Raw genomic sequence first — 18,491 nt, forward strand, 5'->3', positions numbered from 1 at the left:
CGGCAGGTGCGCCGGCGGGCCCGCCGGGGTCGGCAGGTGCGCCGGCGGGCCCGCCGGGGTCGGCAGGTGCGCCGACGGGCCGGCCGGGGTCGGCGTGCGGAACGCCGGAACCACTGGACCGGGCGGCGCTGACGGACCGGCTAGGGCCGGGCGGGCGCCGGTACAGGAGCAGGAACGCGGCCGCGCCGAGCAGCGCGATGAGGCCGCCGGTGAGTGGGGTGGCTCGCCAGCCGGCCGCGGTGGCGATCGCGGGCAGGGTGGCCGAGGCCAGGGCGGCGCCCAGGGGCAGGCCGGCCTGGCGGATGCCCATCGCGGTGCCGCGCCGGGAGGCGTCGAACCAGGCGGCCACCGATTTGCTTCCGCCGGGCTGCACGGTGCTGTAACCGGCCCCGACGACCAGCAGGACGGCGAGCAGCGCGGCGTATCCGGGTGCGAATGCCCCGGCGAGCAGGGCGGCGCCCACCACGCCCGCGCCCGCGGTCACCACCCAGCGCTCGTCGAAGCGGTCGAGCAACTCCCCGGCGACCAGCAACCCGATCAACGGCACGAATTGCCCGGCCGAGATGAGAAGGCCCAGCTGGGCGGCGGAAATTTCAAGATCCGATTGCAGGTGTACGCCGAGGGCGCCGATGCCCTGCACGAAGAATCCGGCGGCCGCCTGGGTGAAGGTGGCAACGGCCAGGATGACCCATCGATATCTCACCCCGGCAAGCCTGCTGTAATGGTCTTGTGCACCTCAACCCTTACGGCGAGGACGCGGTGAACCTGGCCGCCGACCTGGTGAACCGGCGCCCGGCCGACGCCACCGAGCTGGCCGAGCGCTGCCGCGCCGCCGGCCTGGTGCTGGAGACCCCGGTCACCCCGGCCGACCTGGAGCGGACGCTGACCGTCCTGGACGACTGGGAAACGATCGTCGACGCCGCGACCGAGCACGAGCGGGCGGCCCGGCTGAACCGGATGCTCGCCGACGCGGCCGCCCACCCCCGGCTGACCGACCACGCCGGCGGCTGGCACCTGCACTACCGCGACGCCGGCCAGTCCCTCGGCACGGTGCTGACCTCGCTGATCGCCGTCGGCACCGCCCTGCACCTGGCCGGCCGGGGTATGCACCGGCTGCGCCGCTGCGCGGTCGCCGAGTGCGACCTGGTCATCGCCGACACGTCCCGCACCGGCCGGCAGCGTTACTGCTCCACCCGCTGCGCGAACCGCGACGCCGTCCGCCGCCATCGCCGCCGACAAGCCGCCTGACCGGCGCTGTCTTCCCTGCTCGGCTGACATGTTCATCACAAAGTCTGCCCATTGAGAAAACTTGCACGCCGCGCAATCATTGGTGGATGAAGAAGGCGTGGGTGCGGACCGCGGCCGTCGTGGTGGTGCTCGGCCTGCTCGGCACCGAGCTCGTGCTGGGCTGGTCGTCGCTCGCCGGCGCGCTGCACCAGTTGCGCACGCCGCACCCGGGCTGGCTCGCCCTCGCGGTGTTCGCCGAGGTGGCCTCGATGAGTGCCTACGCGCGCATGCAGCGCCGGCTGCTGCGCTCGGCCGGGGTGCGGGCCCCCTACCGCGAGAACATGCGCCTCGCGCTCGCGGCGCACTCGCTCAACGAGACCCTGCCCGGCGGGCCGGCCTTCTCGACCCGGCTCAACTATCAGCAGATGCGGCGCTTCGGGGCCAGCCCGGCCATCGCCTCCTGGGTGATCGCGCTCAGCGGCATCCTCTCCGGCGTCGCGCTCGCGGTGGTCACCCTCGGCAGTGCGATCGCGGCGGGCGGGTCCACCCACTGGCCGAACCTCGTCGCCCTGCTGGTCGCGGCCGTGCTGCTGACCCTGGGCGTACGCCGGATCGCGCAGCGCCCGGAGATGGCCGCGCAGCTCGCCCGGCTCCCCCTGGCCTGGTTCAACCGGCTGCGACGCCGGCCGGCCCACCACGGTCACGACCACGTCCGCGGCTTCCTTGAGCAGTTGCGCGCGGCCCGGCTCAGCCCGGGACACGGCGTCGCGGCGGCGGCCTACGCCGTGCTCAACTGGCTGCTCGACGCCGTCTGCCTGTGGCTGTGCTTCCGGGCGATCGGCGAACCGCCGGCCGGGCTGACCGCCGTGCTGCTGGCGTTCTGCGCGGCGATGGCGGCCGGGACCATCACGATCGTGCCGGGCGGCCTCGGGATCATCGACAGCGCGCTGATCCTCGGCCTGATGGCGGGCGGGGTGGGCGGCGCGGCCGCCCTGGCCACGGTGGTGCTCTACCGAGTGATCAGCTTCGGCTTCATCATCGGCGTCGGCTGGCTCTCCTGGCTGCGAATCCGGCGCGCGGCCGCACCGCTCACGACCGCACCAGCACTGGCGACCACGGTTCACGTCGAGGAGGCCGGGCCCCGGGCGGAAGATCGTTATCTCGCCGTGTCGTGACGGCAGTTTCGGGCCGGCGCCTGCGGGAATCCTCCGGCTAGTTGATCTAGGCCCTGGGGAGGACCGATGACCGCGGTGGTCGAGAACGACGACCTTCAGCAACGACGGGCGAAGATCCGGCAGCGCGAGCTGCTGCTGGCGCTGGAGCAGTGGGCGCCGGCCTACCGGAACGTGGCCGGCGACTCCCTGCACTACGTCTTCGAACTCGCCGCCGCCACCGAGGAGGAGCAGGCCTGGCTGCGCAAGCAGGCCGTACCGAAGGTGGCCCGCACCACCGAGGAGCTGCGTGCGCTGGGGCGCCAGGCCAACGCCGACGCCAGCGCGGCCTTCCTGGCCGGCGACTACGACCGGGCGCGCGACCTGATCGACGACGCCCGCGTCTACGGCGCCCTGCCGGACGGCGAGTGGGCGCGGCTGCACGAGTTCATCAACTCGAAGGCCTGAAGCAGCGACAACCCTCGATCTTGTCGGTACCGTCGAGCGAAAGAGATCAACGGGGGATCGGGTGCCTGCTGCTCGTCGTTTCGCGGTGTTGTCGGCGTCCGAGGCGCCACGGGGTCAGCGGGTGCTGTTCCGGCGGGCGGTCGTGCTGGGTGGCAGCATCGCCGGGCTGATGGCCGCCCGCGTGCTCAGCGACCACGCCGAGCAGGTGCTGATCATCGACCGGGACGACCTGGCCGGGTTGCCGCCGGAGCCCGCGCCGCGGCCCGGTGTCCCGCAGGGCAGCCAGGTGCACGCGCTGCTCCCGTCCGGCATCAACCAGCTGCAACGCTGGTTCCCCGGGTTCCTCGACGAGGCCCTCGCGGCCGGTGCGGTCAACCCGCCGCCCGGCACGAACCGGTTCTACCTGGACGGGGAGCTCCGCGACGAGCCGCCGGGCGACCCGGACGCCAAGGCACTGATCTCCAGCCGCCCGTTCCTGGAGGCGCTGATCCGCCGCCGGGTGCTGGGCCGGGCCAATGTCCGTACGGTGCGGGGTCGGGCCGAAGGCCTGGTCCTTGATCGGGAAACCGTCGCCGGGGTGCGTTACGACGGCATCGAGGAGGCGGCCGACTTCGTCGTGGACGCCACCGGAAGGTCGAGTCGGCTCAGCGAGTGGATCGAGGCGCACGGCTTCGCGAAGCCGGAGATGAAGCGGATGGGCATCAGACTCAACTACGCCACCGCGCTGTTCCGGCGGCCGGCCGACCCGGCCGTGTGGACGTGCATCTCGATCGCCAATCCGGGGCCGGGCCGGGTGGCCCGGATCGCCGGCCTCACACCGATCGAGGGTGATCGGTGGACCATGCTCGTCTCCGGGTACGCCGACGATCGGCCCGGGCGCGACCCGGAGGAGTACCGGCGGCGTTGCCTGACCGACTTCCCGCCCGACTTCGGCGCCGTGGCCACCACCGCCGAGCTGGTCGGCGAGGTGAACACCTACCACCAGGCGGACAGTCGCCGCCGCGAGTTCCACCGGCTGCGCCGGTTTCCCGCCCGGCTGGTCGCGGCGGGCGACGCGGTGGCCTCTTTCAATCCGGTGTACGGGCAGGGCATGACCTCCGCGATGCTGCACGCGTCCGCGCTGTCGGAGTACCTGCGCGGCGAGCCCGACCTGAGCCGGCCGGCCCGCTCGTACTTCCGCGACGTGAAGGTCGTCGTGGACGCCGCCTGGCAGGTCTCCACCACGGCCGACCTCGCCCTCCCGCACGTCGACGGCCCCTACCCGAAGGGCTACCGGGCGATCCGGTGGGCGAGCGGCCTGATCTTCAAGGCGTCGATGCGCGACCACCGGGTCAACCAGCGGCTCGGCCAGGTCACCACTCTGCTCGCCCATCCGAGCGCCCTGGCCGAACCGCGGTTCCTGGTGCGGGCGCTCGCTATCGGCGCGCGAGCCGCGTGAACACCGGCATGGTGTCCAGGGTCGTGGTGATTTGGGCGGTGGTACCACCGGCGTAGGTGGTGCCGGTGAAGTAGTCCCGCCAGGTGCTGCCGGGCGGGAACCACACCGTGGTGGTGGCGGTCGTGCCCGGCGTGGTGACCGGGGCGACCAGGTAGTCGGGGCCGTACAGGTATTCGGCGCCGGCCGTGGCGTACGCCTCCGGTTCGCCGGGGTAGGCCAGGTAGAGCGGGCGGACGATGGGCGTGCCGGTGCGGGTGGCCTCGGCGGCCACGCCGTACGTGTAGGTCTGCAGTTGCTTGCGCAGTTGCAGGAATTTCGTGGCGGACGCCTTGGCGGCCGGGCCGTACTGCCAGGGCAGCCGGTCGCTGTGGTTGGAGTGCAGCCGGTCGATCGGCTGGAACGTGCCGAGCTGCACCCAGCGGGCGTAGAGGTCGTCCGGCAGCTTGGTGCTGCCCGGCTCGCTGCCGGGCTCCTGCAGGCCGCCGGTGTGCCCGCCGATGTCGTGGCTGATCGCGGCCAGCCCGGTGGCGACCGATTCGCCGCCGGTGTAACCGACCTCGAACTGCAGCGTCTCCCAGTTCGAGATGGTGTCCCCGGTGAAGTGCAGGGTGCTGCGCTTGTCGGCCCACGGTCCGGTCGGCACGGCCGTCGGTCCGCTGTACCCGCCGGCCTGCAGCGACCCGTACGCCCGAGAGAACGCGAAACCGGTCTCCTCGGCGTACTTCTGGTTGATCCACGAGTCCGGGGTGACGCCGGCCTTCGACGACCGGGAGCCGTCGCAGCACCAGTCCAGCCACCAGAAGTCCAGGCCCTTCGGGGCCATGTCGCGGTGCAGCTGGAGGTAGGCGGCGAGCTGGTCCGGGTCGCCCCAGTCGAAGACGTAGCAGTCCGGGCCGCCGTTGCAGCCGACCCGCTGGAGCTTGCCCTTGGCGGTGGCCTGGGCCTGCGCGAACTTCGGGTCGGAGCCGAGGATGCTCGGGTGGATGTTGAGGCCGGTGCGCACGCCCTGGGCGTGCAGCCAGTCGACGAAGCCCTGCGGGTCGGGGATCCGGCTCGGGTCGATGGACCAGCCGTTCCACCGGTCGGGGGACTTGAAGTCGGTGTCCACCACCAGAACGTCCAGCGGTACGCCCTCGGCCTTGGCCCGGGTCACGATGCCCTGGAACTCGGCGGCCGTGCGGTCGTAATACTCCGAGTACCAGACGCCGTACGCCCATTTCGGCAGCAGCTTGGTCGGGCCGGTGAGGGTGGAGAGGTCCTGCAGGCCGTGGGAGTAGTTCTGGCCGTACCCGAAGACGTAGGCGTCCTGGTGCCCGGTCGCGACCGAGTCGTCGAGCAGCGACCAGCCGTCGGAGTAGAGCAGGCCGGGCGCGGTCAGCGCGCCGCCGTCGACGCCGTCCAGGCCGCGCCGGTAACCGCCGAGCGGCGCGTGCGGCGCCAGCAGCGGCGAGCCCGCCGTGGTGACCGCGACCGTGTCGACGTTGACGTGGCAGGCGGCGTCGGTCGGGCAGCCCAGCGTCACGGTGTTGGTGCCGGCCGCGAGCGTCACCGGGACCGAGACCGTACGCCAGTAGTCCCAGCCGCTGGTCGGCGCGAGCGTCGCGGCGACGCCGTTGACGGTGATGGACCGGGACTGGATCGGCTGCGCACCGGCCTTGCCGTTGGCGTAGCGCAGCTGCACCCGGTAGCTGCCGGCCCGCGGTACGCCGGTGACGGTGTAGGCGGCTCCGGCTCCGGTCTGTTCGAGACCGGCGAGGAAGCCCGTACCGGAGTACCCGTTGTGGTCGTGCGCGGTCTTGGCTCCTCCGACCTGGGTGCCGGTGTCCGCCTCGCAGATCGTGCCGAACGGGCACGGCTGCGGGGCCGGCGGCGCCGGAGCGGGGTACGCGTCACCGGGCCGGCCGACGGCGAGACTGTCGATGTTCACGTTGCCGGAGTCGGCCGCACCGCGCACGACGCTGATCTGGTGCCGCCCGGCGGCCAGATCCAACCCCGCGTTCGCCACGGCCCAGGTGTCCCAGCTTCCGGTCGGCGGCAGGCTGAGGGTACGGGCGGCAGCACCGTCGACCGAGACGGTGAGCGTACGGGTGACGTTCTGGCCGTCGCCCCCGGTGCTGTTGGCGTAGCGCACGCCGAGCTGATAGGCCCCGGCGGTGGGGGCGGTGACCACGAACCCGAGCGAGTCGCCGGTGGCCTGGAAGCCGGCCGCGAACCCGGCCCCGGTGTAACCGCTGTGGTCGGAGGCGACCCCGGGCCCGCTCACGGCCAGCGATTCGGCCTCGCACAGGACCCCGATCGCGCAGTCCGGGGCGGTGTGCCCGGTCCACGGCGCGGCCTGCACGGTCTGCTGCCCGGCGCGTAGCCCTACGGTCAGGTTGTCGGTGGAGAACGACCCGGAACCCACCCGGTAGCGAAGCGTCAGCGCCCCGGTGTCGATCGTCAGCCAGCCCTGCGCGGTGCTGGCGCGGTACGGCGTGGGCGCGAACTTGTCGCGGCCGACCACGTTGAAGGTGGCGGTGTCGGTGAACTTCCCGCCCGGCGCGTACTCGGTGCGGATCAGCGTCGGCGAGAGCACCTGGAAGCGGGCGTCACCGGAGACCACGGCGGCGATCCTCGGACGGGCCTGGACCGGCGACGACGGCGCGACGGCCAGCCCGCCGAACAGGATGACACTCGCCACACCGGCGGCGGCCCGCCGGACAGAACCGTGATCGCGCATGGTGCACCCCTCGCCCGGATGAATCCCGACATCCGCTGGTGACAACGCTGTCGTCAGACCGAAACAAATGTCAATACATCGATCAAGGGCTGCACTCGCGTATCCACCGGCATGTCCGAACGCACCCGCCTCTGGGGGGTACTCCCGCCCGTCCGACGGGCGCGACGCGGGCGGTCCGCCTATTCTGCAAGCCGCAGGCACGGCACGGTGAAGGAGAGCTCGGGGCAATGGGTGAGGGCGAACACCGGCCGGTCCGCGCAACCGACGCCGAGGTGCTCGCCGGCGGCGGTGACGTCGGCCGGGACCTCGCCGCGGTGCGCTGGGACGAGACGCCGCTGGGGCCGCCCGCCGACTGGCCGCAGAGTCTGCGCACCGCGGTCAGCATCCTGCTCTCGTCCCGTTTCCCGATGTGGATGGCGTGGGGGCCGGATCTCACGTTCTTCTGCAACGACGCGTACCGGCGGGACACGCTCGGCGAGAAATATCCGTGGGCGCTGGGCCGGCCGGCCAGTGTCGTGTGGGCCGAGATCTGGGGCGACATCGGCCCGCGCATCGAGACCGTGCTCTCCAGCGGGATCGCCACCTGGGACGAGGCGCTGCTGCTGTTCGTCGAGCGCTCCGGGTACCGGGAGGAGAGCTACCACACGTTCTCCTACAGCCCGCTGCGCGACGACGAGGGCGCGCTGGTCGGGATGCTGTGCGTGGTCAGCGAGGAGACCGAGCGGGTCATCGGCGAGCGCCGGATGGCGACCCTGCGGGACCTCGGCTCCGACCCCAGCGCGATCCGCACCGAGCACGAGATGCTGGCCTTCGCGTCCGCCCAGCTCGGCCGCAACCGGCGCGATCTGCCCTTCACGCTGACCTACATGTTCGACGGCTCCGACGGCACCGACGTCCGGCTGGCCGCATCCACCGGCATCGCGGACGAGCAGCCACCGGCCGCCGCCTGGCCCGTCGCGGCCCTCGCCCGCGGCGAGAGCCCGGTGGTGGCGCTCGACGGCGATCTGCCGGCCGGCGACTGGACCGAGCCGCCCACCCAGGCGCTGCTGGTCCCGCTCCTGCAACAGGGCGGTACGCCGTACGGGTTCATGGTGGCCGGCCTCAACCGGTACCGCGTCCTCGACGAGGGCTACCGCGGCTTCGTCGAGCTGGCCGCCGGGCACGTCGCGGCCGGCATCGCGAGCGCCCGCAACTACGAGGCCCAGCAGCGCCGGGCCGAGGAACTGACCGAACTCGACCGGGCCAAGACCGCGTTCTTCTCCAACATCAGCCACGAGTTCCGTACGCCCCTGACCCTGATCATGGGCCCGGTCGAGGAACTGCTCGCCCGCAACCCCGACGAGGTGGTCCGCGCCGAGCTCGACGTCATCCACCGCAACGGGCTGCGACTCGGCAAGCTGGTCAACACCCTGCTCGACTTCTCCCGCATCGAGGCCGGCCGGATGCAGGCCCACTACGAGCCGGTCGACCTGCCCGCCGCCACCAGCGAGCTGGCCAGTGTGTTCCGCTCCGCCGTCGAGCGGGCCGGCCTGGCCTTCGAGGTGGACTGCCCGCCCCTCGACCGGCCGGTTCACCTGGACCGCGGCATGTGGGAGAAGGTGATCCTCAACCTGCTCAGCAACGCCCTGAAGTTCACCTTCACCGGCAGCGTGCGGATCGCCGTGCACCCGGCCGGCGACCGGGCGGTGGTCACCGTCGCCGACACCGGCATCGGGGTGCCGGCCGACGAGATGCCGCGGCTGTTCGAGCGGTTCCACCGGATCGAGAACGCCCGCTCCCGCTCCAACGAGGGCAGCGGCATCGGCCTGGCCCTGGTCAAGGAGCTGGTCGAGCTGCACGGCGGCACCATCGACGCCACCAGTACGGTCGGGGTGGGCACCACCTTCACCATCCGGCTGCCGTTCGGCTCCGAGCCACTGGCCGCGGTGAACCCCAGCTCCGCGGTTTCGAAAACTGCCGACCCGTACGTTCAGGAAGCATTGCGCTGGCTGCCCTCGTCCTCGTCCTCGGCCGAAGAGGAAGAGCCCGCCGTTCCGGCCGCCCAGAGCCCGGCCCGGGTGCTGGTCGCCGACGACAACGCGGACATGCGCGACTACCTCACCCGGCTGCTGCGCTCGGCCGGGCACGCGGTGCAGGCGGTCGCCGACGGTCAGGAGGCCCTCGACGAGGCCCGCGGGCAGCTCCCCGACCTGATCGTCAGCGACGTCATGATGCCCCGGATGGACGGCCTCGAGCTGCTGGCGGCGTTGCGCTCGGACCCGCGTACGGCCGGCACGCCGGTGCTGCTGCTGTCCGCCCGGGCCGGCCAGGAGGCCTCCATCGAGGGCCTCGAAGCCGGCGCCGACGACTACCTGGTCAAGCCGTTCTCCTCGGCGGAGCTGCTGGCCCGGGTGCGGGCCAACGTGGAACTGGCCCGGCTGCGCAACCACCACGCGCGGTGGCGCACCGCCCTGATCGACTCCCTGCAGGAGGCGTTCTTCGTCTGCGACGAGGACGGCGCGGTCATCGAGATCAACTCGACCTTCACCGACATTCTCGGGTACGGGCCGGACGGGCTCCCGTACGCCCCGGTGCACCCGTGGTGGCCGGACCAGGCCGCCGACCCCGAGGGGTACCAACTGGTGGTCGACGCGTTCGCGCTGCTCGTCGACCAGGCCCGGGGCACCTACACGATCCCGGTGGCGCACCGCGACGGGCACCGGCTGTGGGTGGCCGCCGCGTTCAACCGGGTCGAGGACCCGGACACCGGGCGGCGCGTCATCGTCGGCACGTTCCGCGACGTCACCGCCGAGCACTACGCCGTGCAGCGGGACAACGCGCTCGCCGCGCTCAGCGTGCACCTGTCCCAGGCCGACAGCCTGGCCGGCGCACTGTCCGGGGTGATGTCGTCGCTGAAGGAGCTGTGGCAGGCCACCGAGGTGTACACGGCCGTGTTCAACGGTTCCGGCCCGCCCACGCTGACCACCACCGACCCGTCGTCGAGCTGGGCCGACCTGGCCGAGCAACGCCGTGCGGCCATCGCCCAGCTGCGCGACGAGCCACTGCTCACGCCGGTTGCCGAGCGGTCCGGCGGGGCCGGCATCGCGCTGGAGCACCCGGACGGCACCATGGTGCTGCGGGTCGAGCTGGCCGAGAACCGGCCCTTCACCGAGCAGGACCAGACCCTGCTCGCCCTGCTGGCCGGGCACCTCGGCCAGGGCCTGCACCGGATACACCAGATCGATCAGCAGCGGGAGACCGCGCTGGCGCTGCAGCGGGCCATCCTCGGCCCGGCCCAGCTGCCCGCCGGCTTCGCCGTCCGGTACGCCCCCGCCACCCGGCCGCTGAAGGTCGGCGGCGACTGGTACGACACCGTCCCGCTCGACGACGGGCGGATCGGCATCGTCGTCGGCGACTGCGTCGGGCACGGCCTGCAGGCGGCCACCGTGATGGGCCAGCTCCGCAGCGCCTGCCGGGCCCTGCTGCTGCAGAACACCGACCCGGCCCAGACCCTGGCCGCCCTCGACCGGTTCGCAGCGCAACTGCCCGGCGCCACCTGCGCCACCGTCTTCTGCGGCGTCCTCGACCCGGCCGGCGGCGAACTCGCCTACTCCAGCGCCGGGCATCCACCCGCCGTGGTCATCCACCCCGACGGCACCAGCGACCTGCTCGACCAGGGCCGGTCCCGGCCGCTCGGGGTCCCGCTGAGCGCCGAACGCCCCGAGGCGCTCTACACCGTGCCGGCCCGCGCCACGCTGCTGCTCTACACCGACGGCCTGGTCGAACGCCGCCGGCGGCCGCTGACCGACGGCATCGACCGGGTCACCGCCGCCGTCCAGGAGGGCCGCGCCACCGCGATCGAGGACCTGGCGGCCGGCCTGATGGTCCGGATGGCACCCACCGGCGGGTACGACGACGACGTGGCCCTGCTGCTCTACCGGCACCCCGGCCCGCTCGAACTCGACTTCCCGGCCGAACCCGGCCGCCTCTCCCCCGTCCGCTCGGCCCTGCGCGGCTGGCTGGCCCGCTGCGGCATCGACTCCACCACCGCGCAGAACGTTCTCGTCGCCGCGGGCGAGGCGTGCGCCAACGCCATCGAGCACGGACACCGGCACATCGCCGGCGAGCAGATCCGCCTGCGGGCCGCCGCCACCGCCGACGAACTGCGGCTGACCATCACCGACCGCGGCCGCTGGAAGACACCCCAGCCCGCCGCCAATCCACATCGGGGACGAGGCCTCAAGCTGATGAGAGCCTTGATGACCGAGGTAACCGTCACCACCGGCACGGCCGGCACCGTCGTCGCCCTGCAGGCAAGGATCCCGCGATGAGCACCGCACTGACCTTCACCACCGGCCGGCACCCGGACGGCGCGGTCATCCTGGCCGCCATCGGCGAGATCGACATGAGCAACGCCGACGCCTTCGCCACCGCCCTGACCGACGCCCGCAGTCAGGCCGCGGAGACCCCGATCATCGTCGACCTGACCGCGGTGGAATACCTGGACAGCGCCGGCCTGGCCGCCCTGTTCCCGCACATCGAACAGGTGAAGCTGGTGGCCTCGCCCCTGCTGGCCCCGGTGCTGACGGTAGCCGGCCTGGCCGACCTGACCACGATCCACAACACCTGACCGGCACGTCACACCCGGCGGACCACCAGCCCCGGCTTCCCACCTCCTACCAACTTTCGGAATGAGGCCCCATACTCGAAAGTACGGGCAGCGGTTGGAGGCAACGCGATGAGCTACCCCGCAGACAAAGCCAAGCGGTTTGTGCGTCGGAGGCCTCGTCGTAGATCAAGGCGTGCCGAGGTGGAGAAGGTCCTGTCGCGGGTGGGAGTTCTCGAGCGGATCGCCAGCCGGATCAGCGAAGACGATCAAAGCCGCGCCGACCTCCTAAAGGTCAGCAGAGATGTTTTAGCCGACCTGGATCCCATCCCTGTGTCAGTTGCAGCTCCTTTGCTGGGAGTCAGCGAGCCTACGGTTCGGAGCTGGACCCGTCGCGGCCTGCTGATCTATGCCGATGCGCAAGACAATGGCCTCGATGTGCGTCGTCTCTACGAGGTCATCGCGTTGGTACGCGAGCTGCGTGCCGCCGGCCAGACTCATGACCTGCTCAACAAGGTATGGCAACGCCTTGCTGACAACGCGGTGCTTGAACGCTCGGATCTCAGGGAGAGCCTGGTGCAGATGCGCCGGGGTGACGGAATACCGACTGACATAGACGAGCTGGAAAGAGATCTGGGGATCGCAGACTAGTCGCATGTCAGTGAAGATCTTTCGGACGCCACGCGCTGACCAGCAGTTGAGGAGCCGGGCCAAGGGCGATCAAAAGAAGATCATCGCCTTCCTGCGTGATCTCGAAGTAAACGGGTGCGCAGCTCTCTCCTACCGCCTTACCGGGGCAGACCCGCTGGAGAGACTTTGCGACAAACACCTTGGCGGGCGCCTCCGCGTCATCGTGGCCTTCGAGTCTCCACAAACGGCGTGGGTTCTGCTGGTGGCCGACCACGATGACAGCGATCCCGACTTCAACATCTACTCCGAGCTGTACCGCTTGGTCGGCCATGAGCCGGAGTCGTCAGAAAAACGCACCAAACCTCCGTGCTGCAGCGAGGACGGCTCCGCTCCCGCGATGGGCCAAGCGGCCGAGAGTCTCGCGCTCAAGGCGATCGAGATACGAAAGACTCGTCGATAGCAACCACCGCACCATGGCCCGCGCGCCGACCGCCGCCTTTGGGTAGTTTGCCTAGCCGACCCGCCACCGTCGCATACGCCGGTTAGCCTCAGGTCTGCCGCGGGGCGGCCGATCTCGGACCGTGTGGCCGATGACCTCGTGATGGAACCCGCGCGCCGCGATGCCGTGTTCGCCGCCACCCTGGCGCAGCACCCGGGCGCCTTCCTCGGGGCGATCGGGCCCACCGGGATGCTCGTGCCGTCGCCGGCCGAGCTCGCCGCCCTCGGGCACCCGCCGATCGAGGGGCCGCCCTCGATGCTCGGCCTGGTCATCGGCGACGACCACCGGGCCATGGTCGACGCGTGGATGCGGGTGGTGCCCGAGGGTGTGGCGAACTGCCTGGTCCGGCCGGTCGCCGCGCCGGACCTGCAGGTTCGGGTGCACTTCATCGACATGACGCACCGGTTCGGGGTCTTCGTCGGGATCCTCACCGGGCTGGAGGACCACGCGACCGGCACGGTCCTGTCGCACGACCAGGTGCGGCCCCGGCTTGTGACGATGCACAAGGACCAGACTTCGGTGATCACCGAGGTCGGGCCGGAGGTGTCCCTGCTGCTCGGCTGGTCGCCGGCGGAGCTCGTCGGCCGCCGGACCCTGGAGCTGGTCCATCCGGACGACCACGACCGGGCCATCGCCGGCTGGATCGACATGCTGAGCGCCCCGCCCGGCTCGGCCCGCCGGGTGCGGCTGCGGCACCTGCACCGCGACGGCCACCCGGTGTGGTTCGAGATCACCAACCACAACCACCTCGCCGACCCCGACCACCCCCGGGTGGTTGCCGAGATGCTGGACATCTCCGACGAGATGGCCGCCCAGGAGGCGGTCCGCGCCGCCGAGCAGCTGATGCGCCGGCTCACCGAGACGCTGCCGCTGGCCATCCTGCAGATCGACCGCGACCGCCGGGTCACCTACCTGAACGACCGCGCCGCCCGGTGGATGAACACGCAGGCCGGTGACGTCCTCGGCGATGCCGTGTTCGACGCGATCGTGCCGGCCGACCGGCCGGCCGCCGAGGACGCCATCGCCGACGTGCTGGACTCGGGGAACGACGCCGACCTTGAGTACGGGCATCGCCCGGCCGGCCGCGGGGTGCGCCGGGTCCGGGCGATCCTGCGCGCCCTCACCGGCGACGACGGCGCGGTGACCGGCGCGATCGTCTGCCTCACCGACGTCACCGAGGAGGTGCGCCTGCGCGAGGAGTTGCGGCACCGGGCCACCTTCGACCCGCTCACCGGCTGCCACAACCGGGCCGCCACGATGGCCGAACTGCAGGACGCGGTGGAGAGCCCCGGCACGGCGGTCATCTTTCTCGACCTCAACGGCTTCAAACAGGTCAATGACCGGTACGGGCATGCCACCGGCGACCGGCTGCTCACCCACGTGGCGTCCCGCCTGCGCCTGGCCGCCCCGGCCGGCGGGGTGGTCGGCCGCCTGGGCGGCGACGAGTTCGTGGTCATCTGCCGCGACCTGCCCGCACCCCAGCAGGCCGAACGCATCGGCGCGGATCTGCTGGCCGCCCTGAGCGGCAGTGGCGTGGACGTGGCCGGTGAGATCCTGGTCCCGCAGGCCAGCGTGGGCGTGGCCTGGTCACCGCACGCCGGGTCGGGCGCGGACGATCTGATGGCCCGGGCCGACGCCGCCATGTACGAGGCCAAGAAGACCCGCACCGCCCTGGTTCTTTCGGGCTCCTGACCACCCGGCGGGTCGATTATGGTCGATGCATGACGCGAGCCCCTGCCACCACCGCCTTCGACTCGCTGCTCCACGACGCCGTGCCCGACCAGGAGGCGCTGCGCCAGGTGTACGCACTGCCGAGCGACGCGGCGGTGCGGAAGCAGATGACCGAACTCACCGAGCAGACCCGGCAGTTGGTCGGCTGCGCATCGCTGGTCCTGATCGCCAGCGCGGACGCCGAGGGCAACTTCGACCTCTCCCCGCGCGGTGGTCCCGCCGGGTTCGTCGCCGTCCTGGACTCCCGGACGGTGGCGATCCCGGACGCGACCGGCAACAAGCGTCTGGACACCCTGCAGAACGTCGTCGCCACCGGACGGGCCGGGCTGCTGTTCATCATCCCGGGGCGCGCCACGACGCTCCGGATGAGCGGCCGGGCCTGCGTCTCCACCCGCCCGGATCTGCTGTCGCAGCTGACCGCCGTGGGCAAGCCGCCGGCCAGTGCGCTGGTGCTGGGGATCGAGGAGATCTTCCCGCACTGCCCCAAGGCGTTCCTGCGCAGCGCGACGTGGAAGCCGGAGCGGTGGCTGCCGGCCGACGCCCAGCCGACCTCGGCCGAGGTGACCCTGGCCCAGCTGCGGATGCCGGAGCTGACCATCGCCGACATCGAGCGGACGGAGGCGGACGCGCTGAAGTACCGGTACGAGTGACCCGCCCGGTGGCGCGTATGGTCGGGCAGTGAATCCCGCTGACCTGCAGGGCCTTCGATCCGGTGACCTCGCGACCCGCGAAGCGCACGTGCACGACCTGCTCGACCGGGCCCGGGAGCACGGTGACGAATCGGCCATCGCGGCGCTGCACGTGCTCGTCCGCGACTACCGGGATTTCCACCGGTCGTTGTACTCGCGGGCGCTGAACCAGGCGGCCGTCTTCGCCGACGCGGGATTGCAGGAGCCGCTGCTCGCCGCGCTCGGCGACACCCGGTACAACTGCCAGGCGTGGGCCGCGAAGGGTTGCGCGGCGATGGACATCCGGGCCGCCGTGCCGCAGCTGCTCACCCTCCTCGACCACGCACAGTGGATCGTCCAGGACGAGGCGGTGACCGCGCTCGGCCGCCTCGGTGACGCCACGGTGGTGCCCGCGCTGCGGCCGCTGCTCGGCGACCAGGCCGACTGGTTACGCCAGCGAACCGCCGATGCCCTGGCCCGCATCGGCGGCGCCGAAGCGCTGGAGGCGCTCTGGGACGAGTTCGAGCATCGGCGGTTCCCCCGGATCGGCTATCTCGCCAGCACGCTGGCCCTGTTCACCCCGGAGGTGCTGCCCCGGCTGCTGGCCGCGGCCGACAGCCCGGACCCGGATCAGCGTTACTGGGCGGCCGTCGCGCTCGGATCGACCGGCGACGACCAGGCGGTACCGACGCTGGAGCGGCTGATGGCCGGCGACCGCGGCGTGACCGTCTTCGACGGCGAGGTGCGCACCGCGGCGAAGAAGGCCCTGCGCACGCTCCGCCGCATCCAGGCCGCCATCACCGAACGGGAGAAGACCCCCTCGTCAGGCCAGTAGCTCGAGGGTGTCGATCACTCGGTTCGAGAAGCCCCACTCGTTGTCGTACCAGGCGACCACCTTGATGTGGCGGCCGTCCACCCTGGTCAGGGCCGAGTCGAAGATCGACGACGCCGGGTTTCCGACGATGTCGGCGGAGACCAGGGCGTCCTCCGAGTACTCGAGGATGCCGGCGAGCGGGCCGTCGGCGGCCACCCGGTAGGCGGTCAGCACCTCGTCCCGGGTCACCTCCCGGGTGACCGTGGTGTTCAGCTCCACGATCGAGCCGACCGGGACCGGGACCCGGATCGAGTCGCCGGCCAGTTTGCCGTCCAGGCGGGGCAGGACCTTGCCGATCGCCTTGGCCGCGCCGGTGGTGGTCGGGACGATGTTGACGGCGGCGGCCCGGGCCCGGCGGGGGTCGCGGTGCGGGCCGTCCTGGAGGTTCTGCTCCTGGGTGTAGGCGTGCACCGTGGTCATGAAGCCGTGTTCGATGCCGGCCAGCTCGTCCAGGACCGCCGCCAGCGGGGCCAGGGCGTTGGTGGTGCAGGACGCGTTCGACACGATGGTGTGGGTGGCCGGGTCGTACGCGTCGTTGTTCACGCCGTACGCGATGGTCACGTCGGCGCCGTCGGAGGGCGCGCCCACCAGGACCTTTTTCGCGCCCGCCGTCAGGTGGGCGCGGGCGGCGGTGGCCGACGTGAAGCGGCCGGTCGCCTCCAGGACGATGTCGATGCCCAGCGCGGCCCACGGCAGTTGGGCCGGGTCGCGTTCGGCCAGCACCTTGATGCGGCGGCCGTCGACGACGAGTTCGTCGCCGTCCACGGTGACCGGGCGGCCGAGCCGGCCGGCGGTGGTGTCGAAGGCGAGCAGGCGGGCGAGGGCCGCGGGTTCGGTGAGGTCGTTGACGGCGACGACGTCGAGTTTGCTGTCCCGCTCCAGCAGAGCGCGCAGCACGTTGCGGCCGATGCGGCCGAATCCGTTGATGGCGATGCGTGTCATGTCGTAAGCCTCACGAAAACCAGGCGTAACAGACAGCGGCGGGCGCGCCATGGTTCGCAAGGATCACGCCAGGCGGAACGTACGGCGGTACTCGGTGGGGGTGGTGCCCAGCAGGCGCCGGAAGTGCATCCGCAGGTTGGCGCCGGTGCCGAGGCCCACCTCGGCGGCGATCCGCTCGACGCCCAGCGCGGAGCGTTCGAGCAGCTCGCGAGCCATGTCGATGCGGGCCCGCAGGATCCACTCCATCGGCGTGTAACCGGTGTCCTCGGCGAAGCGCCGGGAGAACGTACGCGGTGACACCGCCGCGTGCCGGGCGAGCATCTCCAAGGTGAGCGGCTTACCGAGGCGGTGCAGCGCCCATTCGCGGGTGGCGGCGAACCGTTCGCCGAGCGGCTCGGGAACGCTGTGCGGCACGTACTGGGCCTGGCCGCCGCTGCGGTAGGGGGCCGCGACCAGCCGCCGGGCCGCGTGATTGGCGCCGGCCATGCCGAGGTCGCCGCGCAGGATGTGCAGGCACAGGTCGATGCCGGAAGCGGCCCCGGCCGAGGTGAGCACGCTGCCCTCGTCGACGAACAACACGTTCTCGTCGACCCGGATCTGCGGGTGTTTCGCCGCGAGCGCACGGGTGTAGTGCCAGTGCGTGGTCGCGCGGAGCCCGTCGAGCAGGCCGGTGGCGGCGAGCGCGAACGCGCCGGTGGAGATGGCGGCCAGCCGCGCGCCGCGGGCGTGGGCGGCGAGCAGCGCGTCGACCACGGCCGGCGGCGGGTCCTCGCGGTCGGGGAAGCGGTAGCCGGGGATGAAGACGATGTCGGCCCAGGCGAGCGCCTCGAGGCCGTCGGCCACGTGGTACGACAACCCGTCGCCGCCGGTCACCAACCCCGGCGCCGGACCGCACACCCGCACCTCGTAGGGCATGCTCGCCCGGGTCGTGAACACCTGTGCGGGAATGCCGACATCGAGCGGTTTCGCCCCTTCCAGGACGAGTACGGCGATGCGATTCAATCGGTCGGCGGCCATCGCACCGAGCGTAACGGGCCCGGATCACCCCGCCGGGGCGCTACCCGCGGACCTCCATCTCGTAGATGCGGGCGGCGGTGTTGCCGTCCGACGCCGGCGTGATCACGGTCAGCCGGACATAGCGGGCGTCCGCGCTGAACGACGTGGTCGTGCTGTCCGCGGTGTTGCCGCGCACCGACGCCCGGGTGGTCCAGGTGGTTCCGTCGGGGGACGTCTGGATGTCGAAGTCGCGGGTGTTCCACGAGGGGTACTCCCCGCCCGCACCGGCGTGCCGGAGCACCACCGAGCCGATGTGCTTCGTGGCGCCCAGATCACTCTGCAACCACTTCGACGATCCCGTCGAGCACCACTTGTCCCACCAGCCGCCGAGCCAGCTGCCGTTGAACGCCCGGTCGGCGCTCTCGCCGGTACCGCAGGACGAGTCGGCGGTCGCGACCGTGCGCAGGGCGAGATCCACCGGGGCGCCGGACGACCCGTACACCTCCAGCTCGTAGATTCTCGCGGCGTTGGTGTTGTTGTTGGTCGGTGTCGGCGCGTCCAGC

At 71.8% G+C, this 18,491-nt stretch carries 16 protein-coding genes; 11 read left to right on the top strand and 5 right to left on the bottom strand.

Going from position 1 to position 18,491, the window contains the following annotated elements; genetic code table 11:
- A partial coding sequence (locus tag Ato02nite_RS27325) for an MFS transporter (protein ID WP_213009495.1) occupies positions 1-703 on the bottom strand: 703 nt, incomplete at its 3' end.
- Positions 704-729: 26 nt separating this feature from the next.
- Between Ato02nite_RS27325 and Ato02nite_RS27330 the strand changes: the two genes are divergently transcribed.
- From Ato02nite_RS27330 to Ato02nite_RS27345, 4 genes are all read left to right on the top strand, one after another.
- Positions 730-1,248 (top strand): CGNR zinc finger domain-containing protein, encoded by a 519-nt coding sequence (locus Ato02nite_RS27330; protein ID WP_213009496.1) that lies wholly within the window; start codon positions 730-732, stop codon positions 1,246-1,248.
- Between the two features lie 86 nt (positions 1,249-1,334).
- The gene (locus tag Ato02nite_RS27335; protein ID WP_213009497.1) at positions 1,335-2,402 is read left to right on the top strand and encodes a lysylphosphatidylglycerol synthase transmembrane domain-containing protein; all 1,068 of its coding nucleotides are present in this window, start codon (positions 1,335-1,337) and stop codon (positions 2,400-2,402) included.
- Positions 2,403-2,468: 66 nt separating this feature from the next.
- Complete coding sequence (locus Ato02nite_RS27340) at positions 2,469-2,846, top strand: hypothetical protein (protein ID WP_213009498.1); 378 nt, start codon at positions 2,469-2,471, stop codon at positions 2,844-2,846.
- A gap of 61 nt (positions 2,847-2,907) precedes the next feature.
- Positions 2,908-4,284 (top strand): FAD-dependent oxidoreductase, encoded by a 1,377-nt coding sequence (locus Ato02nite_RS27345; RefSeq protein ID WP_213009499.1) that lies wholly within the window; start codon positions 2,908-2,910, stop codon positions 4,282-4,284.
- Here Ato02nite_RS27345 and Ato02nite_RS27350 read toward each other — a convergent pair.
- Positions 4,262-7,003, bottom strand: a complete 2,742-nt coding sequence (locus Ato02nite_RS27350) for a TIM-barrel domain-containing protein (RefSeq protein ID WP_213009500.1) — start codon at positions 7,001-7,003, stop codon at positions 4,262-4,264. The genes Ato02nite_RS27345 and Ato02nite_RS27350 overlap by 23 nt on opposite strands.
- A 227-nt stretch (positions 7,004-7,230) precedes the next feature.
- Between Ato02nite_RS27350 and Ato02nite_RS27355 the strand changes: the two genes are divergently transcribed.
- From Ato02nite_RS27355 to Ato02nite_RS27385, 7 genes are all read left to right on the top strand, one after another.
- Positions 7,231-11,313, top strand: a complete 4,083-nt coding sequence (locus tag Ato02nite_RS27355) for a SpoIIE family protein phosphatase (protein ID WP_213009501.1) — start codon at positions 7,231-7,233, stop codon at positions 11,311-11,313.
- Positions 11,310-11,612: an STAS domain-containing protein gene (locus Ato02nite_RS27360; RefSeq protein WP_213009502.1), complete on the top strand. Its 303-nt coding sequence runs from the start codon at positions 11,310-11,312 to the stop codon at positions 11,610-11,612. Before Ato02nite_RS27355 ends, Ato02nite_RS27360 begins: the two co-directional genes overlap by 4 nt.
- A 180-nt stretch (positions 11,613-11,792) precedes the next feature.
- A complete protein-coding gene (locus Ato02nite_RS27365; protein ID WP_213009503.1) occupies positions 11,793-12,239 on the top strand; it encodes a hypothetical protein in 447 nt (148 codons plus the stop codon).
- A gap of 4 nt (positions 12,240-12,243) precedes the next feature.
- The gene (locus Ato02nite_RS27370; RefSeq protein WP_213009504.1) at positions 12,244-12,678 is read left to right on the top strand and encodes a hypothetical protein; all 435 of its coding nucleotides are present in this window, start codon (positions 12,244-12,246) and stop codon (positions 12,676-12,678) included.
- Between the two features lie 141 nt (positions 12,679-12,819).
- Positions 12,820-14,409, top strand: coding sequence for a sensor domain-containing diguanylate cyclase (locus Ato02nite_RS27375; RefSeq protein WP_213009505.1), 1,590 nt, complete (start codon positions 12,820-12,822; stop codon positions 14,407-14,409).
- 29 nt (positions 14,410-14,438) lie between these two features.
- The gene (locus Ato02nite_RS27380; RefSeq protein WP_213009506.1) at positions 14,439-15,098 is read left to right on the top strand and encodes an MSMEG_1061 family FMN-dependent PPOX-type flavoprotein; all 660 of its coding nucleotides are present in this window, start codon (positions 14,439-14,441) and stop codon (positions 15,096-15,098) included.
- A 28-nt stretch (positions 15,099-15,126) separates the two neighbouring features.
- Complete coding sequence (locus Ato02nite_RS27385) at positions 15,127-15,951, top strand: HEAT repeat domain-containing protein (RefSeq protein WP_213009507.1); 825 nt, start codon at positions 15,127-15,129, stop codon at positions 15,949-15,951.
- Here the strand turns inward: Ato02nite_RS27385 and gap are convergent.
- From gap to Ato02nite_RS27400, 3 genes are all read right to left on the bottom strand, one after another.
- A complete protein-coding gene (gene gap / locus Ato02nite_RS27390; protein WP_213009508.1) occupies positions 15,940-16,932 on the bottom strand; it encodes a type I glyceraldehyde-3-phosphate dehydrogenase in 993 nt (330 codons plus the stop codon). The two genes, Ato02nite_RS27385 and gap, sit on opposite strands and share 12 nt — an antisense overlap.
- Before the next feature lie 63 nt (positions 16,933-16,995).
- Positions 16,996-17,949 carry a GlxA family transcriptional regulator gene (locus tag Ato02nite_RS27395; RefSeq protein ID WP_213009509.1) on the bottom strand — a complete coding sequence of 318 codons (954 nt, stop codon included), beginning with the start codon at positions 17,947-17,949 and terminating at the stop codon, positions 16,996-16,998.
- A 40-nt stretch (positions 17,950-17,989) separates the two neighbouring features.
- Positions 17,990-18,491, bottom strand: a 502-nt coding sequence (locus Ato02nite_RS27400) for a discoidin domain-containing protein (RefSeq protein ID WP_213009510.1), incomplete at its 5' end; no start/stop codon positions are given.

This window comes from Paractinoplanes toevensis (assembly GCF_018332695.1).
Lineage (GTDB): Bacteria > Actinomycetota > Actinomycetes > Mycobacteriales > Micromonosporaceae > Actinoplanes > Actinoplanes toevensis.

What these genes read in the sequence shown, in the direction of transcription:
- gap (WP_213009508.1), bottom strand. Translation starts at nt 16,932, where the DNA reads ATGACACGCATCGCCATCAACGGATTCGGCCGCATCGGCCGCAACGTG.
- Ato02nite_RS27360 (WP_213009502.1), top strand. Translation starts at nt 11,310, where the DNA reads ATGAGCACCGCACTGACCTTCACCACCGGCCGGCACCCGGACGGCGCG.
- Ato02nite_RS27395 (WP_213009509.1), bottom strand. Translation starts at nt 17,949, where the DNA reads ATGGCCGCCGACCGATTGAATCGCATCGCCGTACTCGTCCTGGAAGGG.
- Ato02nite_RS27335 (WP_213009497.1), top strand. Translation starts at nt 1,335, where the DNA reads ATGAAGAAGGCGTGGGTGCGGACCGCGGCCGTCGTGGTGGTGCTCGGC.
- Ato02nite_RS27380 (WP_213009506.1), top strand. Translation starts at nt 14,439, where the DNA reads ATGACGCGAGCCCCTGCCACCACCGCCTTCGACTCGCTGCTCCACGAC.
- Ato02nite_RS27370 (WP_213009504.1), top strand. Translation starts at nt 12,244, where the DNA reads ATGTCAGTGAAGATCTTTCGGACGCCACGCGCTGACCAGCAGTTGAGG.
- Ato02nite_RS27375 (WP_213009505.1), top strand. Translation starts at nt 12,820, where the DNA reads ATGGAACCCGCGCGCCGCGATGCCGTGTTCGCCGCCACCCTGGCGCAG.
- Ato02nite_RS27340 (WP_213009498.1), top strand. Translation starts at nt 2,469, where the DNA reads ATGACCGCGGTGGTCGAGAACGACGACCTTCAGCAACGACGGGCGAAG.
- Ato02nite_RS27355 (WP_213009501.1), top strand. Translation starts at nt 7,231, where the DNA reads ATGGGTGAGGGCGAACACCGGCCGGTCCGCGCAACCGACGCCGAGGTG.
- Ato02nite_RS27350 (WP_213009500.1), bottom strand. Translation starts at nt 7,003, where the DNA reads ATGCGCGATCACGGTTCTGTCCGGCGGGCCGCCGCCGGTGTGGCGAGT.